The organism is Streptococcus mitis (assembly GCF_047462815.1).
Lineage (GTDB): Bacteria > Bacillota > Bacilli > Lactobacillales > Streptococcaceae > Streptococcus > Streptococcus mitis_DO.
This window is the reverse complement of the sequence record NZ_JASHFB010000003.1, coordinates 121,295-138,427: the sequence shown is the minus strand read 5'-3', so window position 1 is coordinate 138,427 and position 17,133 is coordinate 121,295. Positions and strand designations below refer to the sequence as shown.

21 protein-coding genes are annotated in these 17,133 nt (G+C 40.4%); 2 read left to right on the top strand and 19 right to left on the bottom strand.

Features of this window, described 5'->3' with window-relative positions:
• Positions 1 to 105: 105 nt before the first annotated feature.
• The 17 genes from rbfA to QM865_RS02575 form a co-directional block, all read right to left on the bottom strand.
• A complete protein-coding gene (rbfA, locus tag QM865_RS02655; protein WP_001273601.1) occupies positions 106 to 456 on the bottom strand; it encodes a 30S ribosome-binding factor RbfA in 351 nt (116 codons plus the stop codon).
• 251 nt (positions 457 to 707) lie between these two features.
• Complete coding sequence (gene infB, locus QM865_RS02650; protein ID WP_203175827.1) at positions 708 to 3,509, bottom strand: translation initiation factor IF-2; 2,802 nt, start codon at positions 3,507 to 3,509, stop codon at positions 708 to 710.
• Positions 3,510 to 3,525: 16 nt separating this feature from the next.
• The gene (locus QM865_RS02645) at positions 3,526 to 3,825 is read right to left on the bottom strand and encodes a YlxQ-related RNA-binding protein (protein ID WP_049531429.1); all 300 of its coding nucleotides are present in this window, start codon (positions 3,823 to 3,825) and stop codon (positions 3,526 to 3,528) included.
• Positions 3,818 to 4,111, bottom strand: coding sequence for an RNase P modulator RnpM (gene rnpM, locus QM865_RS02640; RefSeq protein WP_049531428.1), 294 nt, complete (start codon positions 4,109 to 4,111; stop codon positions 3,818 to 3,820). The genes QM865_RS02645 and rnpM overlap by 8 nt, the downstream gene beginning before the upstream one ends.
• 21 nt (positions 4,112 to 4,132) lie before the next feature.
• The gene (gene nusA, locus QM865_RS02635; RefSeq protein WP_049531427.1) at positions 4,133 to 5,269 is read right to left on the bottom strand and encodes a transcription termination factor NusA; all 1,137 of its coding nucleotides are present in this window, start codon (positions 5,267 to 5,269) and stop codon (positions 4,133 to 4,135) included.
• A gap of 43 nt (positions 5,270 to 5,312) precedes the next feature.
• On the bottom strand, positions 5,313 to 5,792 hold the full coding sequence (gene rimP, locus QM865_RS02630) for a ribosome maturation factor RimP (RefSeq protein WP_049515952.1): 480 nt from the start codon (positions 5,790 to 5,792) through the stop codon (positions 5,313 to 5,315).
• A 126-nt stretch (positions 5,793 to 5,918) separates the two neighbouring features.
• Positions 5,919 to 6,554, bottom strand: coding sequence for a tRNA (guanosine(46)-N7)-methyltransferase TrmB (gene trmB / locus QM865_RS02625; RefSeq protein WP_203175825.1), 636 nt, complete (start codon positions 6,552 to 6,554; stop codon positions 5,919 to 5,921).
• The gene (gene ccrZ / locus QM865_RS02620; RefSeq protein ID WP_000362999.1) at positions 6,551 to 7,345 is read right to left on the bottom strand and encodes a cell cycle regulator CcrZ; all 795 of its coding nucleotides are present in this window, start codon (positions 7,343 to 7,345) and stop codon (positions 6,551 to 6,553) included. Before ccrZ ends, trmB begins: the two co-directional genes overlap by 4 nt.
• Positions 7,346 to 7,505: 160 nt before the next feature.
• Positions 7,506 to 8,117, bottom strand: coding sequence for a CPBP family intramembrane glutamic endopeptidase (locus tag QM865_RS02615; RefSeq protein WP_203175824.1), 612 nt, complete (start codon positions 8,115 to 8,117; stop codon positions 7,506 to 7,508).
• Between the two features lie 239 nt (positions 8,118 to 8,356).
• A complete protein-coding gene (locus QM865_RS02610) occupies positions 8,357 to 8,971 on the bottom strand; it encodes a lysostaphin resistance A-like protein (RefSeq protein WP_414305949.1) in 615 nt (204 codons plus the stop codon).
• A gap of 26 nt (positions 8,972 to 8,997) precedes the next feature.
• Complete coding sequence (gene blpZ / locus QM865_RS02605; RefSeq protein ID WP_153192875.1) at positions 8,998 to 9,246, bottom strand: immunity protein BlpZ; 249 nt, start codon at positions 9,244 to 9,246, stop codon at positions 8,998 to 9,000.
• 41 nt (positions 9,247 to 9,287) lie between these two features.
• Positions 9,288 to 9,977, bottom strand: a complete 690-nt coding sequence (locus QM865_RS02600) for a CPBP family intramembrane glutamic endopeptidase (protein ID WP_153192873.1) — start codon at positions 9,975 to 9,977, stop codon at positions 9,288 to 9,290.
• A gap of 65 nt (positions 9,978 to 10,042) precedes the next feature.
• Positions 10,043 to 10,426, bottom strand: coding sequence for an immunity protein (locus tag QM865_RS02595; RefSeq protein WP_194250474.1), 384 nt, complete (start codon positions 10,424 to 10,426; stop codon positions 10,043 to 10,045).
• A gap of 82 nt (positions 10,427 to 10,508) precedes the next feature.
• Complete coding sequence (locus QM865_RS02590; protein WP_000846947.1) at positions 10,509 to 10,913, bottom strand: hypothetical protein; 405 nt, start codon at positions 10,911 to 10,913, stop codon at positions 10,509 to 10,511.
• A gap of 452 nt (positions 10,914 to 11,365) precedes the next feature.
• On the bottom strand, positions 11,366 to 11,485 hold the full coding sequence (locus QM865_RS02585) for a PncF family bacteriocin immunity protein (RefSeq protein ID WP_049499763.1): 120 nt from the start codon (positions 11,483 to 11,485) through the stop codon (positions 11,366 to 11,368).
• A gap of 715 nt (positions 11,486 to 12,200) precedes the next feature.
• On the bottom strand, positions 12,201 to 13,550 hold the full coding sequence (locus QM865_RS02580; protein ID WP_261074725.1) for a sensor histidine kinase: 1,350 nt from the start codon (positions 13,548 to 13,550) through the stop codon (positions 12,201 to 12,203).
• A gap of 13 nt (positions 13,551 to 13,563) precedes the next feature.
• A complete protein-coding gene (locus QM865_RS02575) occupies positions 13,564 to 14,301 on the bottom strand; it encodes a response regulator transcription factor (RefSeq protein ID WP_261074724.1) in 738 nt (245 codons plus the stop codon).
• A 377-nt stretch (positions 14,302 to 14,678) separates the two neighbouring features.
• On the opposite strand from QM865_RS02575, the gene QM865_RS02570 reads away from it, so the two are divergent.
• On the top strand, positions 14,679 to 14,930 hold the full coding sequence (locus QM865_RS02570) for a hypothetical protein (RefSeq protein ID WP_057487500.1): 252 nt from the start codon (positions 14,679 to 14,681) through the stop codon (positions 14,928 to 14,930).
• Positions 14,931 to 14,958: 28 nt separating this feature from the next.
• The gene (locus tag QM865_RS02565; RefSeq protein ID WP_414305948.1) at positions 14,959 to 15,282 is read left to right on the top strand and encodes a helicase BlpT; all 324 of its coding nucleotides are present in this window, start codon (positions 14,959 to 14,961) and stop codon (positions 15,280 to 15,282) included.
• A gap of 60 nt (positions 15,283 to 15,342) precedes the next feature.
• Here QM865_RS02565 and QM865_RS02560 read toward each other — a convergent pair whose 3' ends face one another.
• Together QM865_RS02560 and QM865_RS02555 are read right to left on the bottom strand one after the other, a co-directional pair.
• On the bottom strand, positions 15,343 to 16,392 hold the full coding sequence (locus QM865_RS02560) for an ABC transporter permease (protein WP_414305947.1): 1,050 nt from the start codon (positions 16,390 to 16,392) through the stop codon (positions 15,343 to 15,345).
• Complete coding sequence (locus QM865_RS02555) at positions 16,389 to 17,120, bottom strand: ABC transporter ATP-binding protein (RefSeq protein ID WP_261079324.1); 732 nt, start codon at positions 17,118 to 17,120, stop codon at positions 16,389 to 16,391. Before QM865_RS02555 ends, QM865_RS02560 begins: the two co-directional genes overlap by 4 nt.
• Positions 17,121 to 17,133: the final 13 nt, after the last annotated feature.

Genomic DNA, 17,133 nt, shown 5'->3' with positions numbered 1-17,133 from the left:
CTATCTAAATTTTATAAAGCTTTTTAATAATTTTTAAGTCTAGAAAGATTTCCCAGTATGTTTTATAGCCATTTCTCCACCAAAAAAGAGGGTTACCCCTCCTTCTTAGTTCTTATCCAGATTGCGTAGCATCTCGTCAATCTTGTTTCCATACTCGATGGACTCGTCTTTGACGAAGGTCAAATCTGGGATTTTGTACAATTTCAAATTGCGACCAAGTTCACGTTTGATGGTACCAGTTGCTTTTTCAAGCCCGATTTGAGCTTTTTGATTATCTGAAGCAAGGTTACTCAAAATGGTGTAGTAAACCTTGGCAACAGACAAGTCACCCAGCATCTGAACATCTGTGATGGTCACACCTTGGACACGCGGATCACGGACTTTCTTTTGCAAAATCTCATTGACTTCACGCTTGATTTCCATGCCCACACGATCCGTACGGAAATGATTTGCCATGATATTCCTTTCTCTACTTTGAACCAAAAGCTAGGCCAGCAGACCTAGCTATTTTTAAACTTATTGATTTTCATTTCAAATTGGAACGAAGTTCAATTTGAAATCATCTGCTTCTTTCGCCGTGGTGAAAGTGATGGAACTGATTTATCAGTCCCATCACAGGGGATTTTTGAGACCCTAGGCTCAAAAATAAGCAATGAAACCATCGGTTTGCTTGCGTCCCTCACCACCTAAGAAAGGAGCAAAAAATCTTATCTCTTAATTTCTTCCATGACATACGCCTCAATCACATCATCCATCTTGATATCATTGTAGCCATCAATCATCAATCCACCTTCACGACCGTTTGTAACTTCTTTCACGTCGTCTTTGTAGTGTTTCAAGCTTGCGAGTTCACCGTCATAGATAACAACACCGTCACGGATAACACGAACTTTAGAGTCACGGGTAACCTTACCGTTGATAACCATGAATCCACCGATAGTTCCCACTTTAGACACCTTGAAGGTTTCACGGATAACTGCTTCACCGATAACTTTTTCTTCAAATTCTGGATCAAGCATCCCCTTCATGGCTTCTTCCATCTCTTCGATGACCTTATAGATAATGCTGTGGAGACGGATTTCCACATCGTCAGCTTCTGCTTGTTGACGAGCTTGTGGTGTAGGGCGTACGTTGAAACCAACGATAAAGGCATTTGAAGCTTCCGCAAGGGTCACGTCTGATTCGTTGATGGCACCAACCGCTGAGTGGACGATGGTCACTTTGACACCTTCCACATCAATCTTTTGAAGTGAGGCAGAAAGGGCTTCAACAGAACCTTGTACATCGGCCTTGATGATAACGTTAACTGATTTGAGTTCACCAGCTTTAAGGGTATCAAAGAGGTTTTCAAGGCTGACACGTTGAGTAGCTTGACGTTGTTTCATAAGGGCACGTTTGGCACGCTCTTCACCTGCTGCACGCGCAGATTTTTCATCTTCGTAGACAGCAAAGTGGTCACCCGCCATTGGCGCTTCGTTCAAACCTGTGATAGAAACTGGTGTTGATGGTCCAGCCACTTTAACACGACGACCAAGGTCATTGGTCATGGCACGGACACGACCGAAGGTATTTCCGACAACGATTGGGTCTTGGACATTCAATGTACCTTGTTGAACAAGAAGGGTTGCGACCGCACCTTTTCCTTTATCCAAGCGAGCTTCGATAACCGTACCGATCGCACGAACTGTTGGGTCTGCTTTGAGTTCTTGGATTTCAGCCACAAGAAGGACTGTTTCCAACAATTCTTCGATGTTTTGGTTGAATTTAGCTGAGATTTCAACAAATTCAGAATCTCCACCCCAAGCAGTTGACATAACACCATGCTCTGCCAATTCACCGATAACGCGTTCTGGGTTGGCACCCGGTTTATCAATCTTGTTGATGGCAACGATGATTGGAACGTTGGCCGCTTTTGAGTGGTTAATGGCTTCGATAGTCTGAGGCATAACCCCGTCATCTGCCGCTACGACCAAGATAGTAATATCGGTAACAGAAGCACCACGCGCACGCATAGATGTAAAGGCCGCGTGTCCCGGTGTATCAAGGAAGGTAATCTTCTTGCCATTTTCCACGATTTGGTAGGCACCGATATGCTGAGTGATACCACCTGCTTCACCTGTCGCAACGCGAGAGTTACGAAGGGTATCCAAAAGAGTTGTTTTACCATGGTCAACGTGTCCCATGATGGTTACAACTGGTGGACGCTCAACCAATTCATCTTCATTGAGATAACCATCTTCGACAAAGAAACGTTCGATGTCGGCATTATCCACTTCAACTTTTTGTTTGGCTTCGATACCATAATCCACCATGAGGAGTTCAATTGTTTCCCCATCCAAGGATTGGTTTTGTGTGGCCATGACACCCATCATAAAGAGTTTCTTAACGATTTCAGCTGGTTCACGTTTGATACGTTTTGCGATTTCCGCAACGGTCATACCATCTGTATATTCAAATTCTGTTGGCAATTCATGGAATTTGCGCTCCGTAACAGGTTTTGGAGTCTGATTACGGTTGTTCTTGTTATTGCCTTTTTTGTTCTTTTTGTTGTTATTCCAGTTACTATTCTTTTGATTTCTCACTTGATTTTGACTACTTCGATTCTTTTGTTGTTTTCTAGGACCATCTTCTTCGTGATCATAATCGTCACGATTTTTGTCTGGTCGAGCTTGTTTTTTACGACGTGTATCCACTGCAGCTTCTTTTTTCTCAGGGACGACTTCAACCACTGCTTGAACTTGTTGTTCTTGTTGCGCTTGTTCAGCTAACTTAGCCACTTCTTCAAAGATTTCCTCTGGCTCCTTGCGTTTGTTAGCTTGGGCCAAGGCTTCTTTGGCAGCCTGAGTCTGTTTGAAACGTTCCTCACTTGAACGGGCATATTCTGCATTTTGTTCTGCTTTTAAGGCTGCTGCACGGGCTTTAAAGTCAATACGTGGAGCCGCTTGATTTGGACGTTTGTCCTCTTGTTGACGGCGCTCGTTTCCACGATTTTGCTGACCTTGCTGTTTCTTAGCTTGGTCATTAAAACGGCGATTGTCGCGGTTTCCTTGACCTTGTTTTCCACCATTACGGCCGTCGTTTTTCTGACGGTTCCCGTTTTGTTGCTGGTCACGGTTATTGCCCTTATTTTGCTTGCGTCGTTCTGCCTGCTCTTTAGCACGAGCTTCACGCTCAGCCTTAAAATTACGGCTTTGCGGTTTAGCTGCTACTTTTTCTGTTTTAGGAGCGACTGGCTCAGCCGGTTTTGCCTCTTCCTTAGCCACAGCTGGTTTAGCTGGCCCAGATTTTTCGGCTTTCTTTTCTGCACTTGCTTTTGGTGCTGCAGGTTTTGCTTCTTCTTTCGGAGCAGCTACAGTCTTAAAGCTGGCAGCGATTTTTGCAGCGACAGCTTCTTCCACACTTGATGAGTGGCTTTTCACATCCAAGCCCAACTCTTTTGCACGCGCTACAACTTCTTTACTTTCTTTTCCAAGTTCTTTTGCGATTTCGTACAATCTTTTCTTAGACAAATCATGTCCTCCTCTTCTATTCCATAAGAGACCTCATTTTCTTTGTAAATCCAGCATCTGTTACAGCCAAAACCTTTCTCGATTTTCCGACTGCTATGCTTAATTCCAGTGTTGAAAACACGGTTACAATTTCTACTTGATAATAATGACTTTTATCTTGAATCTTCTTGGTCAGATTGGGGCCAGCATCATGGGCTAGAAAGACCAACTTGGCCTTGCCGTCTTGAATGGCCTTGACCACCAATTCTTCACCCGATATAATCCGCCCTGCTCTCTGAGCAAGTCCCAAGAGATTGCTTAACTTTTGCTTATTCAAGTCCTAACTCTCTTCTTTTCACTTTGTGATCCACATAAGCGACCAACTCGTCATAAAAGCTTTCATCCACTTCCATGCTAAAGCTACGGTTAAAGACCTTCTTCTTTTTCGCCTCTAGGGCTTCTTTATTGTCTAGCTTGATATAAGCGCCGCGGCCATTGGCCTTGCCTGTTGGATCGATAAAGACTTGTCCTTCCTTGTTCTTGACAATACGGAGCAAATCACGCTTATCAATCACTTCATTGGACACAACAGACTTGCGCAAAGGGATTTTTCTTGTTTTCATCTTTCCCTCCTCTAGCAGCTTTTATTCTTCTACAGTATCGTTTTCTGCTTCCAACTCTACTGAAGCAGCTTCTTCCATGGCTTCAAATTCACTAGCAGACTTGATATCAATACGGTAACCAGTCAAGTGAGCTGCCAAGCGAACGTTTTGCCCACGACGACCGATAGCAAGAGAAAGCTTGTTATCAGGAACAACCACCAAGGCACGTTTGCTGTCGTTTTCATCAAAGATAACTTGGTCAACTTCAGCAGGAGCGATAGCGTTGTAGATAAATTCAGCTGGATCAGCTACCCATTCGATAACGTCGATGTTTTCTTCGATTGGCACCATACGGTCGCTCTTGGCATCGTAGCGAGCTGGGTGGAATTTGCTAGTAATCTTCTTGATATTCGCTCCACCACGTCCAACGATTGTACCAATAGCGTCCACGTTTGGATTATGACTGCGAACGGCAACCTTAGTACGGTCACCAGCTTCACGAGCCACGCTCATGATTTCAACAGTTCCATCATAAACTTCTGGAATTTCTTGCTCCATCAAGCGTTTGATCATTTCTGGATGGCTACGGCTAACAAAGACGTTGACACCGCGAGGGTTGTCTTCAACCTTGTAGACATAAACTTCGATACGATCATGAGAAGCAAAAACTTCTCCAGGGATTTGGTCTTGTTTTGACAATTGGGCTTCAATGCTGCCAAGGTTGACATAAATGAAGCGGTTGTCAAAGCGTTCTACTGTACCAGACATGATTTCTTGCTCATGTTCTTTGTAAGTATTGTAAGTAATGGCACGTGTTTGCTTGCGCATTTTTTCCATAATGGTTTGTTTAGCAGATTGGGCTGCTACACGACCAAACTCAGCAGGTGCTTCTTCAAACTTGATTTTGTCTCCAAGTTCATAGGCTGAATTAATGGCAAGAGCATCTTTCAAGCTGATTTCCAAACGGCTATCAAATACTTCATCAACCACTTCACGGACAGTATAAACTGTAAAGTCACCTGTTTTTTCGTTGAAGTCAATAGCCACGCTATCAGATTGACCATAGCGTCTGCGATAAGCGGAACGAAGCGACTCTACTACTGCGTCGATGATATCTTCTTTTTTGATTCCCTTGTCTTCTTCCAAAATGCGGAAGGCCTCTAGCATTTCTTTACTCATGTTTTCTTCACTTTTGAATCCTCAAAAGCTATCCTTTCTTTTTCTATAATTTTACTGCTAAACGTGCTTTTGATACTAAACTGTATGGAATTTGGACAGTTTTCTTACGTGTCTTGTCCATATATTCCATGGTCAACTCGTCCTCTTCGAAGGCCACCAAGGTTCCTTCAAAGACCTTTTGCTTATCGATGGCTTGGTAGAGCCCGACATGGATGTATTTCCCAACCGCTCCAGCGACAGCATCCTTGGTTTTCAAAGGACGTTCCAAGCCTGGACTGGTGATTTCTAGGAAATATTGTTCTGGGAAGGGATCTGGCTTGATGGTGTCTAGGACAGGACTGATAATTTCTGTCAAGTCTGCCGTGTCGTTCAAGGTAATTCCTTCAGGTTTATCTACAAAAATACTGAGAATCATGTCACTGCCAATCTTTCCATACTCGATATCCACAAGTTCGAAAGGTGCTTCTATGACAGGTTCTACAACTTCTCTGACTAATTCTACAATTGTTGCGATTGCGTCCACCTCCTCATAAGCAAGAGGCGAAGATATTTCCCCGCCTCACTTTCTCATATTCTTACTCTTAGTATAGCACGTTTGCCAACTTATGTAAAGCAAAAGCACTTATATAGCCTGATTTCAGGCTATTTCTTAAAATTCTGCCTCAACTCGGTAGATAACTTGCCCCTTGTTGGAGAATTTTTGCTCGTATTCTGTCATGACATTGCCTTCAAAATCACTGGCATGTAAGTCTAGCCAGACACCATTGAGTTTCATGCCATACTGAGAAAAGCTCACTAGGCTGTACTCAAACAAGCCACAGTTATCTGTCTTGAAATGAATTTCTCCATTTTCAGGCAAGATACGCTTGAAGGTATCCAAGAAGGTCTTGTAGGTCAAACGACGCTTTTCATGGCGTTTTTTAGGCCAAGGATCTGAAAAGTTCAGATACAAACGATCAATCTCACCGTCTTCAAAGTAGTCAGTCAAGTCAGAACCATCTACCCACAAAAGCTTGATGTTAGGCACTCCAACTTCAAGCACCTTGTCCAAAGCATAGCTCAAAACAGACTTTTGAATATCAATCCCGATATAGTTGATGTTAGGGTTTTGTTTAGCCATACCTGAAACAAAGGCACCCTTTCCACTTCCTACTTCCACATGAATAGGATTATCATTTCCAAACAAGTCCCGCCATTTTCCCTTTGCTTCCAAGGGATTGAGGACCACATACTGGGGATTTGCCTCTAGTAATTCTGTCGCCCCTTTACGATTTCTAACTCTCATCTTCTCTTTCCATACTTGTCTCGGAAGTGACGCAAGCCATGGATCTCCCGATTGACATTTTCTAAATCTTGGTTCATATAATACTTGGAAATCTGGCTCAAATAAGACAATTGACCGTACCAATACAATTTATTTAATACCGTTTGATTGTACTTGTAACCGTAGTAGGTCAACCATTCCTTCCACTGATGTTCTGGAATATAATGGCAGAGCATATGGGCCACATCAAACATGCGATCGGTCAAGCGAACCGAATCCCAATCTACCAAATAAATCAAGCCACTATCTGTCTCAATCCAATTACTATGTCGTACATCTCCATGGACAATGGTCGCATGGTCCTCTCTAAATCCTGGAATAGTCTGACGTAAATCAGCCATCACTTCACTGATAAAATGATTTTTACGCAAAGCATCTGGAGCCGTTTCTTGCCAAGACTGGAGTAAATCTACAGGTGTTTCCATGGCATAGCCCAAACGACTCAACTGTGTCATCAAAGGACGTGAGCGATGAAGACGGGTTAAAATATTGACGATTTGTTTACGATTCATATCATAGGGGGTCAATATCTTGCCTGTCAACCATTCTTGAGCACACATATCACGCCCATCTGCCAAACGGCGACTCCATAATAATTGTGGAGCAATTTGTTCTCTAGCTAGACCAGGTAGGATTGGAGAGGTGTTCATTTTTACAAAGATACGCTTCCCATCAGGATAGCTACCCATATAAGCCTTGCCACTTTTCCCAGGTATGGGAGTCAGTGTTAGCTCATTATCACCCAAATCCATTTCTTTCCTCCGTATAAAGTTTCCTTACTATTCTACTAGTTTTTGGCCTATTCGTCAACCGCTCCACACCCGATTCTCAAAGAAAAGCCTCTGGATTGACTTGGGTATCATTGTAGAAAGAAAAGGCAAGCTCTTTCTTCTGCTTACCTTTTCATAATTTTTATAAATAATATAAGAGTGGCAAACTGTTGTAAAACATGTGGACTAGAGTAGAAACCCATAAGTTTTGGCTCTTTTTATAAGCAAAGCCCAGCAACAAGCCCCCAAGTATATAAAAAATAAACGAAAGGACATTAGAAGGTCCATGCATGAAAGAAAAGAGAGAGGAAGTTAGCACAAGCCCTAACCAAGAATTGTCAAAAACCGCACCTTGAAGAAGTCCTCTGAAAATGAGTTCCTCCTGGATTGGTCCAAAAACTGAGGTAGTCAAAATCAAAGACAGAGAAATTCCTCTGCTGAGTTCCGCCAAGTGTTGAACCCCTGAGCCAGAAGAAACAGCGAAGAAATGAATATAAACCAGCGTCTCAAGTACACTTAGAAGAAAGATTGCAGTGAAAAGCAAAAGTTGTTTCCTGCTTAACATCCCAAAAGAAATCATTTCAAACTTTCTAGCATAAACAACACTCAGCGAGGTTACTAGAAGACTTACAATAATCAATTCAGATTCATTTTGAAAAAAATCCCCATGGTTAATCGTATAAGGAACTGTAATAACGATTATTAGTACTAAAAATCCAAAGCATAAGGCATGAAATTTATCAAAAAACTCCATAAAATTATCCTCCTCAACAAACAGACTTCCCTACACGTCATCCTTTAGCTCTAACCTTTCCCAACACAAACCATTTTATACTCGTCAACGTCGCCTTGGATTATATATGTGACTGACTTCGTCAGTTTCATCTACAACCTCAAAACCATGTTTTGAGCTGACTTCGTCAGTTCTATCCACAACCTCAAAATACTGTTTTGGGTAACCTGCGGCTAGTTTCCTAGTTTGCTCTTTGATTTTCATTGAATATAAGTTAAGAGTGGCAAACTGTTGTAAAACATGTGGACTAGAGTAGAAACCCATAGGTTTTGGCTCTTTTTATAAGCAAAGCCCAGTAACAAGCCCCCAAGTAGATAATAGAAAAACGAAGGCACATCATAAGGTTCATGCATAAAAGAAAAGAGAGAGGAAGTCAACACAAGTCCTAACCAAGAATTGTCAAAAAATGCACCTTGAAGAAGTCCTCTGAACATGAGTTCCTCCTGAATTGGTCCCAAAATTGTGACACTGACAATAAAGGAAAACGAAAGTCCCTTACTCGTTTCCTCAAGGTGTTGAGCCGAAGCACCAGAAGCAACTGAGAAAAAGGCATGATAACCTATATTTACCAGCACAGTGAGAAGAAAGATTCCAATGAACAGCATGAGTTGTTTCTTGCTTAACATCCCAAAAGAAATCATGTCAAACCATTTCGCATAGCCAAAACTAAGGAAAAGCAAGAGACTCTTTATAATAATGAATGTGTACTGGTGTTGAAAATAATCTCCTTGATTAATGGAATAACCCGCTGCACCAACGATTGCAAAGACTAAAAATCCCAAAAACAAGGCATGACATTTATTGAAAATGGCCATAAAACTATCCTCCTCAACAAACTCCCCTACAACTCATCCTTTAACTCTAGCCTTTCCAAAACAAACCATTTGAGTAACCAAAATCCGACCACATAGCCAGCTCCTAAGAAGATAGCCATTAAAGATAGCATGGGATTTAGGAAATAAAAGGCCACAACAGATACAAAGGTTAGCACAAAAACATTAAAGGCAATAGTGTCAGAAGCCAAGACTAGAATATAGGGCGTCAACCAATCTAAGGTTTTTGAATCTAGGAAAAATAAGTGTTTATACATGATGACCTCCTCTATGGCTGAAAAGCAAGCCTTTTGTTTTTTTACCCCAAGACTCTATTTAGAAAAGTGAGCAAAAATGGTAAGTTTGCAATGATATTATTAACAATATGAATCGAATAAGAAGGATAGATACTCTTCGTATAACGTGTTAGACAGGCAAATAGACAGCCCACTGCCGTATAGACAAAAATATCTGCGAGACTTGGCAAGCTAGAAAAGTGGGGCAAGGCAAATAAGAATGACGGAAAGAGAAGATCCAGCCCCCATCTCGAATCCTTAAAGAAGGCATGTTGAAGCAGTCCTCTACATACCAATTCTTCCATCAGAGGCCCTAGTACGATTAAGGTTAGGTAAACACCAAACTCCGCAAAATTTGTCTCACTATAGGCAATAAACAAATTCCACCCTTCATTAGTTCCCTGGACGTGTTTAGCTGTCAGATAGTTAAAGCAGATAAGTACAACAGCGGCTAACACCGTCAGAACAGAATAGCTCAACCACTTTTTCCTAGGGATGCGAAAGAGATAAGCATGGCCCGACCTAACCAAAATCCAAACCATCAAGCCGATAAAGAGAAGACTGATGATGTTTCGAATCCAGATAATATTTCCTACCCAAGACGAGAACTCCCAATAATCGCTCCAAAATTGGGTTGTCCAAGACAGTCCGAAAAACAGAAACAAATAAGAAAGAATGGCACTCGTTTTGAAAAGAATAGAGTGTCTTTTCATAGAAATCCTCCCCACTATCTACAAGACAGGATGGCCCCCTCCTGTCAGGCTCTATTACTGCAAGATTAAGAAGACAGCTTGTTCTTTTTAAGGCTAACCTGACTACTAGATAATAGATACATTAAGGCATTAAAGACAATGAAAATATGTCCATAGAATAAAATCAACCTCGCATCCAAACCAAGATAAAGTTTGACCATCAAAAAGATGAGCAAAAGAATTTGAAACCATAAGGTTTTTCCAAAAATAAATTTAAAGCGGTTTCGAATGTCTACTTCCTTGATTTTTACCGCCACCCCTTTATTAGCAAGAAGGAAAATGCCTGCTTCAAATAATCCACTGTAGAGAACAATCCACCCAATAGATACGATAGAGATTTGTAAAAATGTCCCTAAAAGAATATTCAACATACTACTCACGAAAATAACAAGAAATAATCTGTATTTCATATTAAATACCTCCATTCATTTATTTCACGAACTTTTTAATAGAGCTTTCTACTCAAATACCCTGATAAAAGAGGAAAGGAAGCTACTTTTTATAATACTTCAAGCCCCAAATGAGCAGAAGCATGATAAGCAAGCAGAGAATAGCACCAATGTAGGCAATTAATTGTTGATAGAATTCTCCAGCTGTGATACCTCTATACAAACAAATGATAGACATAAAGCCTGTCAAACCGATATACATAAGTTGATTGGTTCTAGGACTAACCAAATCATCATCTTCAAACTCTCTTATCCTCATTTCCCTAGTGAGGTAAACAGTGACCAAAATGGAAGCCAAGTTAATAACCACTAAAAGAAATTGGAAAACCAATGAAAAATTTAAAAACTGACGAGATAGAAATAGATAAGTTGAGACAAGCAAGGGCAACTGACCTAGGAACAATCTTGTAAGAAAGATGTTCCGTTTTTTAGCAAGAAAAGTTTTCATTTCTTTGCTCCTTTCTTTTTCATTAAAGCAAAATAAATCATAAATGCAGTCACGTAGGCTATGGTATAAAATAGATGATACCAAGCACTCTCCCTAAGCGGATACAGAAAGATGGACATGATTAGATACAAGATGAAAATGACAAGTATTTTTTTCTTCATAAGATTTCCTCCTAAATGTATGCTTTATCTTAGTTGAGCTACAACCTTTACACTGCTAGTATAGCACTCATTTTGACCTTGGATCACTGAAATCATAAATGGTCATCGAAACATCTTGAATTGTAAAAAATTTAAAAAGCAAGCATGGAAAACATACTTGCCCTTTACACCGTATTGATACCAACTTAATTTGTAGATTTTTTATCCTGCTATCACATATCATTTTGACAGGCGAAACAATATTAAAGAAACTCCACTGTAGATTAAACTAGCGATAAAAAATCTTTTCATCTAATTAGATCTATCTTTATTCTTCTTTGGAGATTTTAAAAATTTTTCCCTAATTAAAGAAGTAATAAAAGAAACAAACATACTAACAACAAAACCAATAAGAAAACTTTTGAAATCCATAATTACCTCCAAGTACAGCTTCCCTACTTACAGGTTCAAGCCTTTAAGCAACCATAATCGCCAATTGTAACATTGTTTTTGCATTCACGAGGAATACCTCTTTTTACTTTCGTCCTATTACAACCTTAATAAGGTTAGTATACTACTATTTTTTAAAATTTTCCATCCAAATCACGAATGGTCATCAAAACATCTTTAATTGTTAAAAAATTTAAAAGCAAGCATGAAAAACATACTTGCCCTAGGAGAATTTAACAACGTAAAGACCTAAAATCGAAAACTATTCACCCTCACTTTCGTCTGTTCTGATAGATTCTCATGATTGCAACAAGGATACAGGCTGTCCCACTTGCCAAAGCGATAAGGGTAATGATAATGTTGAGGATTTCAGGCGTACTCCCTATTCTGTTTATAAGACGGAGTAGGGATATAACTGTCAACTGAATCAGGAGTATTGATTCTACTCTTACCATTGAAGTAAGTCTGTTCTCAACCGCATATAAGAATGATGGTAACATAACACAGGCTATAGCAATCACAAACAGATTGCTCCCCGTTTCTTCTCCCTTGTTCACCACGGAAATCATGAGAAGATTCGATGCTATGATCAACGTAGAACAGATGATAAAATAGGATTTCTTATTCATTTATGATACCTCGCATACTATAGTATTTTAATTGATGACTTTAGGCAGTACTTCTTTCCACAAATCTTCTAATCATCAACTGATATCGAGTGAATCGTTAAAACCTGACGAAAGATTTGATTTTGACAGGTGGTATTTAGACTGGTATTAGGATGGCTTTCCACAATTTTCATGACGGTATAGAGACCAACTCCTCTCTCCTCCCCTTTAGAACTGGCTCCAAAGGAGAAAATCTCAGAAATGTCTATACCCTCTTCTTTAATGGAATTTTCAATGATAAAGGTCTCCTGTGCTCCATTTTTTAAAAAAGCAATTGAAACATGAGGTTGACTGGCCTCTGCACTGGCTTCAATAGCATTGTCACAAAGGATAGACACAATAGTCAGAAAATCAAGCAGGCTCATCCCCTCTACCTGAATCTCCTCAGGAACTTCGACATTAAAGACAATGTTCTTATCTCTAGCTTTTAGAAATTTCCCTGCTAGTAGACTTTTGAGGGCTTTATCACGAATATTCACCAATCGACCAAGGTCATATTTATTGTCCTGCAATTTTTCACTAGAATCCTTTAAGACCGAATCGTAGACCTCTTTTATCTGCTCCATATCCTCCTCTTCAATGCCCAGACGTAAACTGGTCAAGAGGTTGGTGTAGTCATGGCGAAAACTCCGTACTTCCTTGTAAAGTTCCTCTATATGCCGACTATAGCGTTCCATATCTCTGTAGCGCAAGGCCTGCTCTTGGTCCAGTCTCTCATGGAGTTTGTACTTCAAATAGGTATCCAGCTTCTTGATAACCCCCATAAAAAAGAGTAGGTAAAACACTAGAATCAGATGGCGAACAGTCGTTGATTGAATACCTTGTACATTTTCAAAATAAGACAGACTTTGCATCACTAGATAGTAAGCCCCCATTATCCAGTTAATCTTAGTCAGAGACTGTTGAAAACCTTTATCGAGAATCTCCCTCCTCAAACTAGTAAAATCATAGTCTAACCATTTCAAAAAGGCTAGAGAAATAAAGCAAATGAAAATTTTTATACATAACCAAATAAAAGAGCGGTCATCATACACATGCTCTTGCCCCAAAAATGGAAGCACAAAATAGGAGACTACCCTGAAAAAAAGATTCACCAACATCATTGGAAAGAGACCATAAAAGAAGAGTAGTTTTTTAGGAAGCCCTCTTAACAATAAGAAAGATAAACCAATGCCGTACAAGGGTTCCATAAAATAAGATAGGTAAGTATTTCCTACTATATAGCTAATCGTTACAAAAACAACTGCTAAAAGTAGCTTAAAAAGAAAGGACTTAAAAACTCTCTCCAGAGTTAGAACAATTCCATCCACCTTAAAAAATATAAACAATTCCAATCCAGATATCAAAAACACATATACTATCTTCCAAACTAATTCCATTCCAGCACCTCACTTAGTGTAAGTTATTGATAGCTTCAGACACTTCCCTGACCTTATAACGCGCTATCATACAGCTTCCACCATTGGGAAAGTAAAGAAGTTTTTCTTTCTTATCCAAACGAACCACATTGGCAGGATTGATGAGAAAAGAGCGGTGGCACTGCAAGAGACGAGGTTCCTGCTTGAAAACCTCCTCTAAACTCGCTGTAAATTCCAGCCTGTCCGTCTTAGTATAGAGAATAACACGATGGGCTCTGGGCGATGTTTCGAGATAGTAGACCTCTTTAAAAGGATACTGGAATTGGGCAAATTTTGATTTAAAGTAAAAGCAATCTTCCGCCAGACTCTTACTATCTTGACTATTGGCATAGAGGAGGGCTGTCTCGATCCGAGATTCAAACTCCTCTGCCGACAAGGCCTTATCAATGTAGTCCAAAGCTGACACTTGGTAGCGAAAGGACAAGGGCATAAACTCCGAGTGAGTCGTCACAAAGACGATGAGAGCATAGGGGTCTCGATCCCGAATCTTTCTAGCCACTTCCAGACCCCTCATCTCCTCATTTCGAATCTCAATATCCAAAAAGAATAGCTGATGCACCCCCTTCTCATGCACCTCTGCCAGCAGCTGGTCTGGCTTACCAAAGACCTCAAAAGAACTGGGAGTGATATGATGTTCTTTCAAGAGTTTCTCAATCGTCGTTTCAATCCTAGTCTGTTGGGAAAAATCATCTTCTAAAACAAATATTCTCATCTTTTTACTCTCCTTGTTTCGATTTCTTCCTAAAAAGAGAATAGCAAAAATACTATGATACAAGCCCACCAAATCCTAAACAGGCCTTCAAGGCTCCTGAATGGTATCTTATTCCTCAAATAAGCATGATAATCTTACAACTATTTTATCATAAAATCTTAACAGTACCATTCAGGAAATTTCAAGTACAATTAAAGATTTGAATAAAAAAAAAGAGTTAAAAGTGATAGACTATGATTATAGAAAGACTATGTTTGCAATAACTTTAAAAATCATCAAAAAAGGAGGGGTGCATATGATTTATTCACATCCACCATGATTAACACCCTATACATATACTCTATTGCAATTGACGTAAATATAACAAGGAGAAAATTATGGCCAAGTCAAATAAAACAAAACAATTAACATCAATCGAACTTTCTCATATAAATGGCGGTAATATTCCATATGGATGGTATTCTCCGTTTCATATGATTAGCGATAATGTACTATGTAGAAATGGATATTCATATAATAAAGCTAATCTTGATAATGGTAAATGTATCATTGATTGGGGCAACATAGTTGGCAATGTTGCTAATAATATAGGTGCCTCACTAGGAGATTTACACAATCCCTTACCTTAAAATATAAATTATATAGGAGGTCACGTAAATGACAAATCCCATCAAAACAGCTCAGACTTTGATTACTGACTTAAACAAAGCCTATCAAGCATGCAAACAGGCAACCGCTGACGACGTCCGCTTTCAGGAGCAATTAGACTCTATTCTTGGTTTTCTAGCCAAGGCTGAGACAGTGGATAATCGAGTCTTGATTGAACTGGAAAAATTTTACCAGACTTCCAGTCTTCTCATGGGACTCAGCGCTCTTGATCCAGACGCTCCTACTCGCGCCGCTTGGCGTGCCTATGACCGTTTCCACTTTGACCAAGTCAAGACCAAGTTAAGTCTTTACGGTCCAACTATTCTCTTGTAGAAAATAAAAGAAGCTGAGACAGATTGAACTCAACTTCTTTTTTGTGTCATATAAGCAATGTTAGTCCTGCATCTGACGTTTCACCTGATAAGGCAGGTACAAGACTTGTAAAACCAAACCTGCACCCAGCAAGGCTAGAAGGGCTAGTTTTTCTTGGAAGGTAATCAACCCGACAACTAATTCCACAAGTAAAACAAAACTGGTCAATCCTCGGACTACAGCCTGTAAGCCTTTTTCCTTTTGCCCCTTGTCCAGTGGAAAGAGTTGGGTCAAATACTGGTAGTCAAAGGCATGATAGAGGGCCAGCAATTGGAAGAGCAAGAGGTAGTTAAAGAGAACTACCACTGCTGTCGCAATCCAAGCCTGCTCGATAAAGACCTGCGCCAGTATGGAAAGTAGGAGCAGACGGAGACTGAGCGCAAAGAGGTCTCCATTTCGCAGATAAGAACGCAGATAGAGATTTTGCCAAATCTTTCCAGGCACCTTCTGAACAGCCTTTAGGATAAAGTCCAGATAGGCACGACGCTTGACGCTGTTTGAAATTCCCTTTACCTGCGTAAAGAGGGCAAAGAAACGAAGCAAGACTTGCTTACGCTTGCTTTCTTGGGCAATGACATAGTCCCAGTTCAGTCCAGTTTCAGTGAAAAATTTGCTGGCCTTTTGACGAAAGAGGAAATATTTACCTACTCCCAATAAAAGCACATAGATCAGAAAAACAGGCAAGCCATAACCCATTGCTAAAAATAAGGGCGCAAATAACAGCAAGAAAAGGGTCTGGACAAAGAGCCAAAAGACTAGGGAAATGCTAGTCTGACGCTTGAGGTGAAGCTTAATTTCCTCTTCTCCAACTAAGAGAAAGAGCTTGTCTGGAGCCTCCATATAGGTGGCAATTCCTCCCCAAAGCAACAGTAAAACAGACGTAATTCCTACAAATAAAAGGATAGGCCAATGATTTTCAGGAAAATCTTGTAAGAGTTGACTGTACTGGTAGGCTAAAAACCCCAGCAAGACAAGCAGGAACAAGACAAAGTGGTCATTGAGAACATAGCGCAGATAACCGACACACTCCTTACGAAAAACCTGCTTTCTCTTTAAAAACAAGTCTTTCATAGCTCCTCCTCTTTGGTCAGAGCCAAGTAAATATCATTCAAACTAGCCTCAGGCATGTCAAAGGCTTCGCGCAGTTGCAGGAGATTTCCCTTAGCACGCACTTCTCCCTTGTGAAGAATGACAAAGGCATCACACATCTTCTCAGCCGAATCCAGCACGTGAGTACTCATGAGAATAGACTTGCCCTTTTGCTTTTCCACTTCCAAAAGCTGAATCAAGTCTGCAATAGCTAGCGGATCAAGACCAAGGAAAGGCTCATCCACGATAAAGAGACTCGGATCCACCACAAAAGCACAGATAATCATGACTTTCTGCTTCATCCCTTTTGAAAAATGAACAGGGAACCAATCTAATTTCTGGTCCAGACGGAACATTTTTAACAAAGGTTCCACTCGATCAAAAGCCACTTTCTGGTCAATACCATAAGCCATAGCAACCGTTTCGATATGCTCTCTGAGAGTCAATTCCTCATACAGGCTGGGCGTTTCTGGAATGTAGCCAATTTGCTTGCGATAACTTGTCGCATCTTCTTGCAGGGTCAGGCCATTGATATTGATGGAGCCACTATAAGGTGTCAACAGACCGATAATCTCATTGATAGTCGTCGATTTACCAGCACCATTGAGACCAATCAAACCAACCAACTGCCCACTTTCAACAGTAAAAGACACATCTTTCAAGACAGGGACATGGACATAGCCACCTGTCAAGTTTTTAATTTCTAACATATTTTCTCCAAAT

Coding starts and splice junctions, on each gene's coding strand:
- rbfA (WP_001273601.1), bottom strand. CDS start 456: ATGGCAAATCATTTCCGTACGGATCGTGTGGGCATGGAAATCAAGCGT.
- rnpM (WP_049531428.1), bottom strand. CDS start 4,111: ATGAAAACAAGAAAAATCCCTTTGCGCAAGTCTGTTGTGTCCAATGAA.
- nusA (WP_049531427.1), bottom strand. CDS start 5,269: ATGAGTAAAGAAATGCTAGAGGCCTTCCGCATTTTGGAAGAAGACAAG.
- trmB (WP_203175825.1), bottom strand. CDS start 6,554: ATGAGAGTTAGAAATCGTAAAGGGGCGACAGAATTACTAGAGGCAAAT.
- ccrZ (WP_000362999.1), bottom strand. CDS start 7,345: ATGGATTTGGGTGATAATGAGCTAACACTGACTCCCATACCTGGGAAA.
- QM865_RS02615 (WP_203175824.1), bottom strand. CDS start 8,117: ATGGAGTTTTTTGATAAATTTCATGCCTTATGCTTTGGATTTTTAGTA.
- QM865_RS02610 (WP_414305949.1), bottom strand. CDS start 8,971: ATGGCCATTTTCAATAAATGTCATGCCTTGTTTTTGGGATTTTTAGTC.
- blpZ (WP_153192875.1), bottom strand. CDS start 9,246: ATGTATAAACACTTATTTTTCCTAGATTCAAAAACCTTAGATTGGTTG.
- QM865_RS02600 (WP_153192873.1), bottom strand. CDS start 9,977: ATGAAAAGACACTCTATTCTTTTCAAAACGAGTGCCATTCTTTCTTAT.
- QM865_RS02595 (WP_194250474.1), bottom strand. CDS start 10,426: ATGAAATACAGATTATTTCTTGTTATTTTCGTGAGTAGTATGTTGAAT.
- QM865_RS02590 (WP_000846947.1), bottom strand. CDS start 10,913: ATGAAAACTTTTCTTGCTAAAAAACGGAACATCTTTCTTACAAGATTG.
- QM865_RS02585 (WP_049499763.1), bottom strand. CDS start 11,485: ATGGATTTCAAAAGTTTTCTTATTGGTTTTGTTGTTAGTATGTTTGTT.
- QM865_RS02580 (WP_261074725.1), bottom strand. CDS start 13,550: ATGGAATTAGTTTGGAAGATAGTATATGTGTTTTTGATATCTGGATTG.
- QM865_RS02575 (WP_261074724.1), bottom strand. CDS start 14,301: ATGAGAATATTTGTTTTAGAAGATGATTTTTCCCAACAGACTAGGATT.
- QM865_RS02570 (WP_057487500.1), top strand. CDS start 14,679: ATGGCCAAGTCAAATAAAACAAAACAATTAACATCAATCGAACTTTCT.
- QM865_RS02565 (WP_414305948.1), top strand. CDS start 14,959: ATGACAAATCCCATCAAAACAGCTCAGACTTTGATTACTGACTTAAAC.
- QM865_RS02560 (WP_414305947.1), bottom strand. CDS start 16,392: ATGAAAGACTTGTTTTTAAAGAGAAAGCAGGTTTTTCGTAAGGAGTGT.
- QM865_RS02555 (WP_261079324.1), bottom strand. CDS start 17,120: ATGTTAGAAATTAAAAACTTGACAGGTGGCTATGTCCATGTCCCTGTC.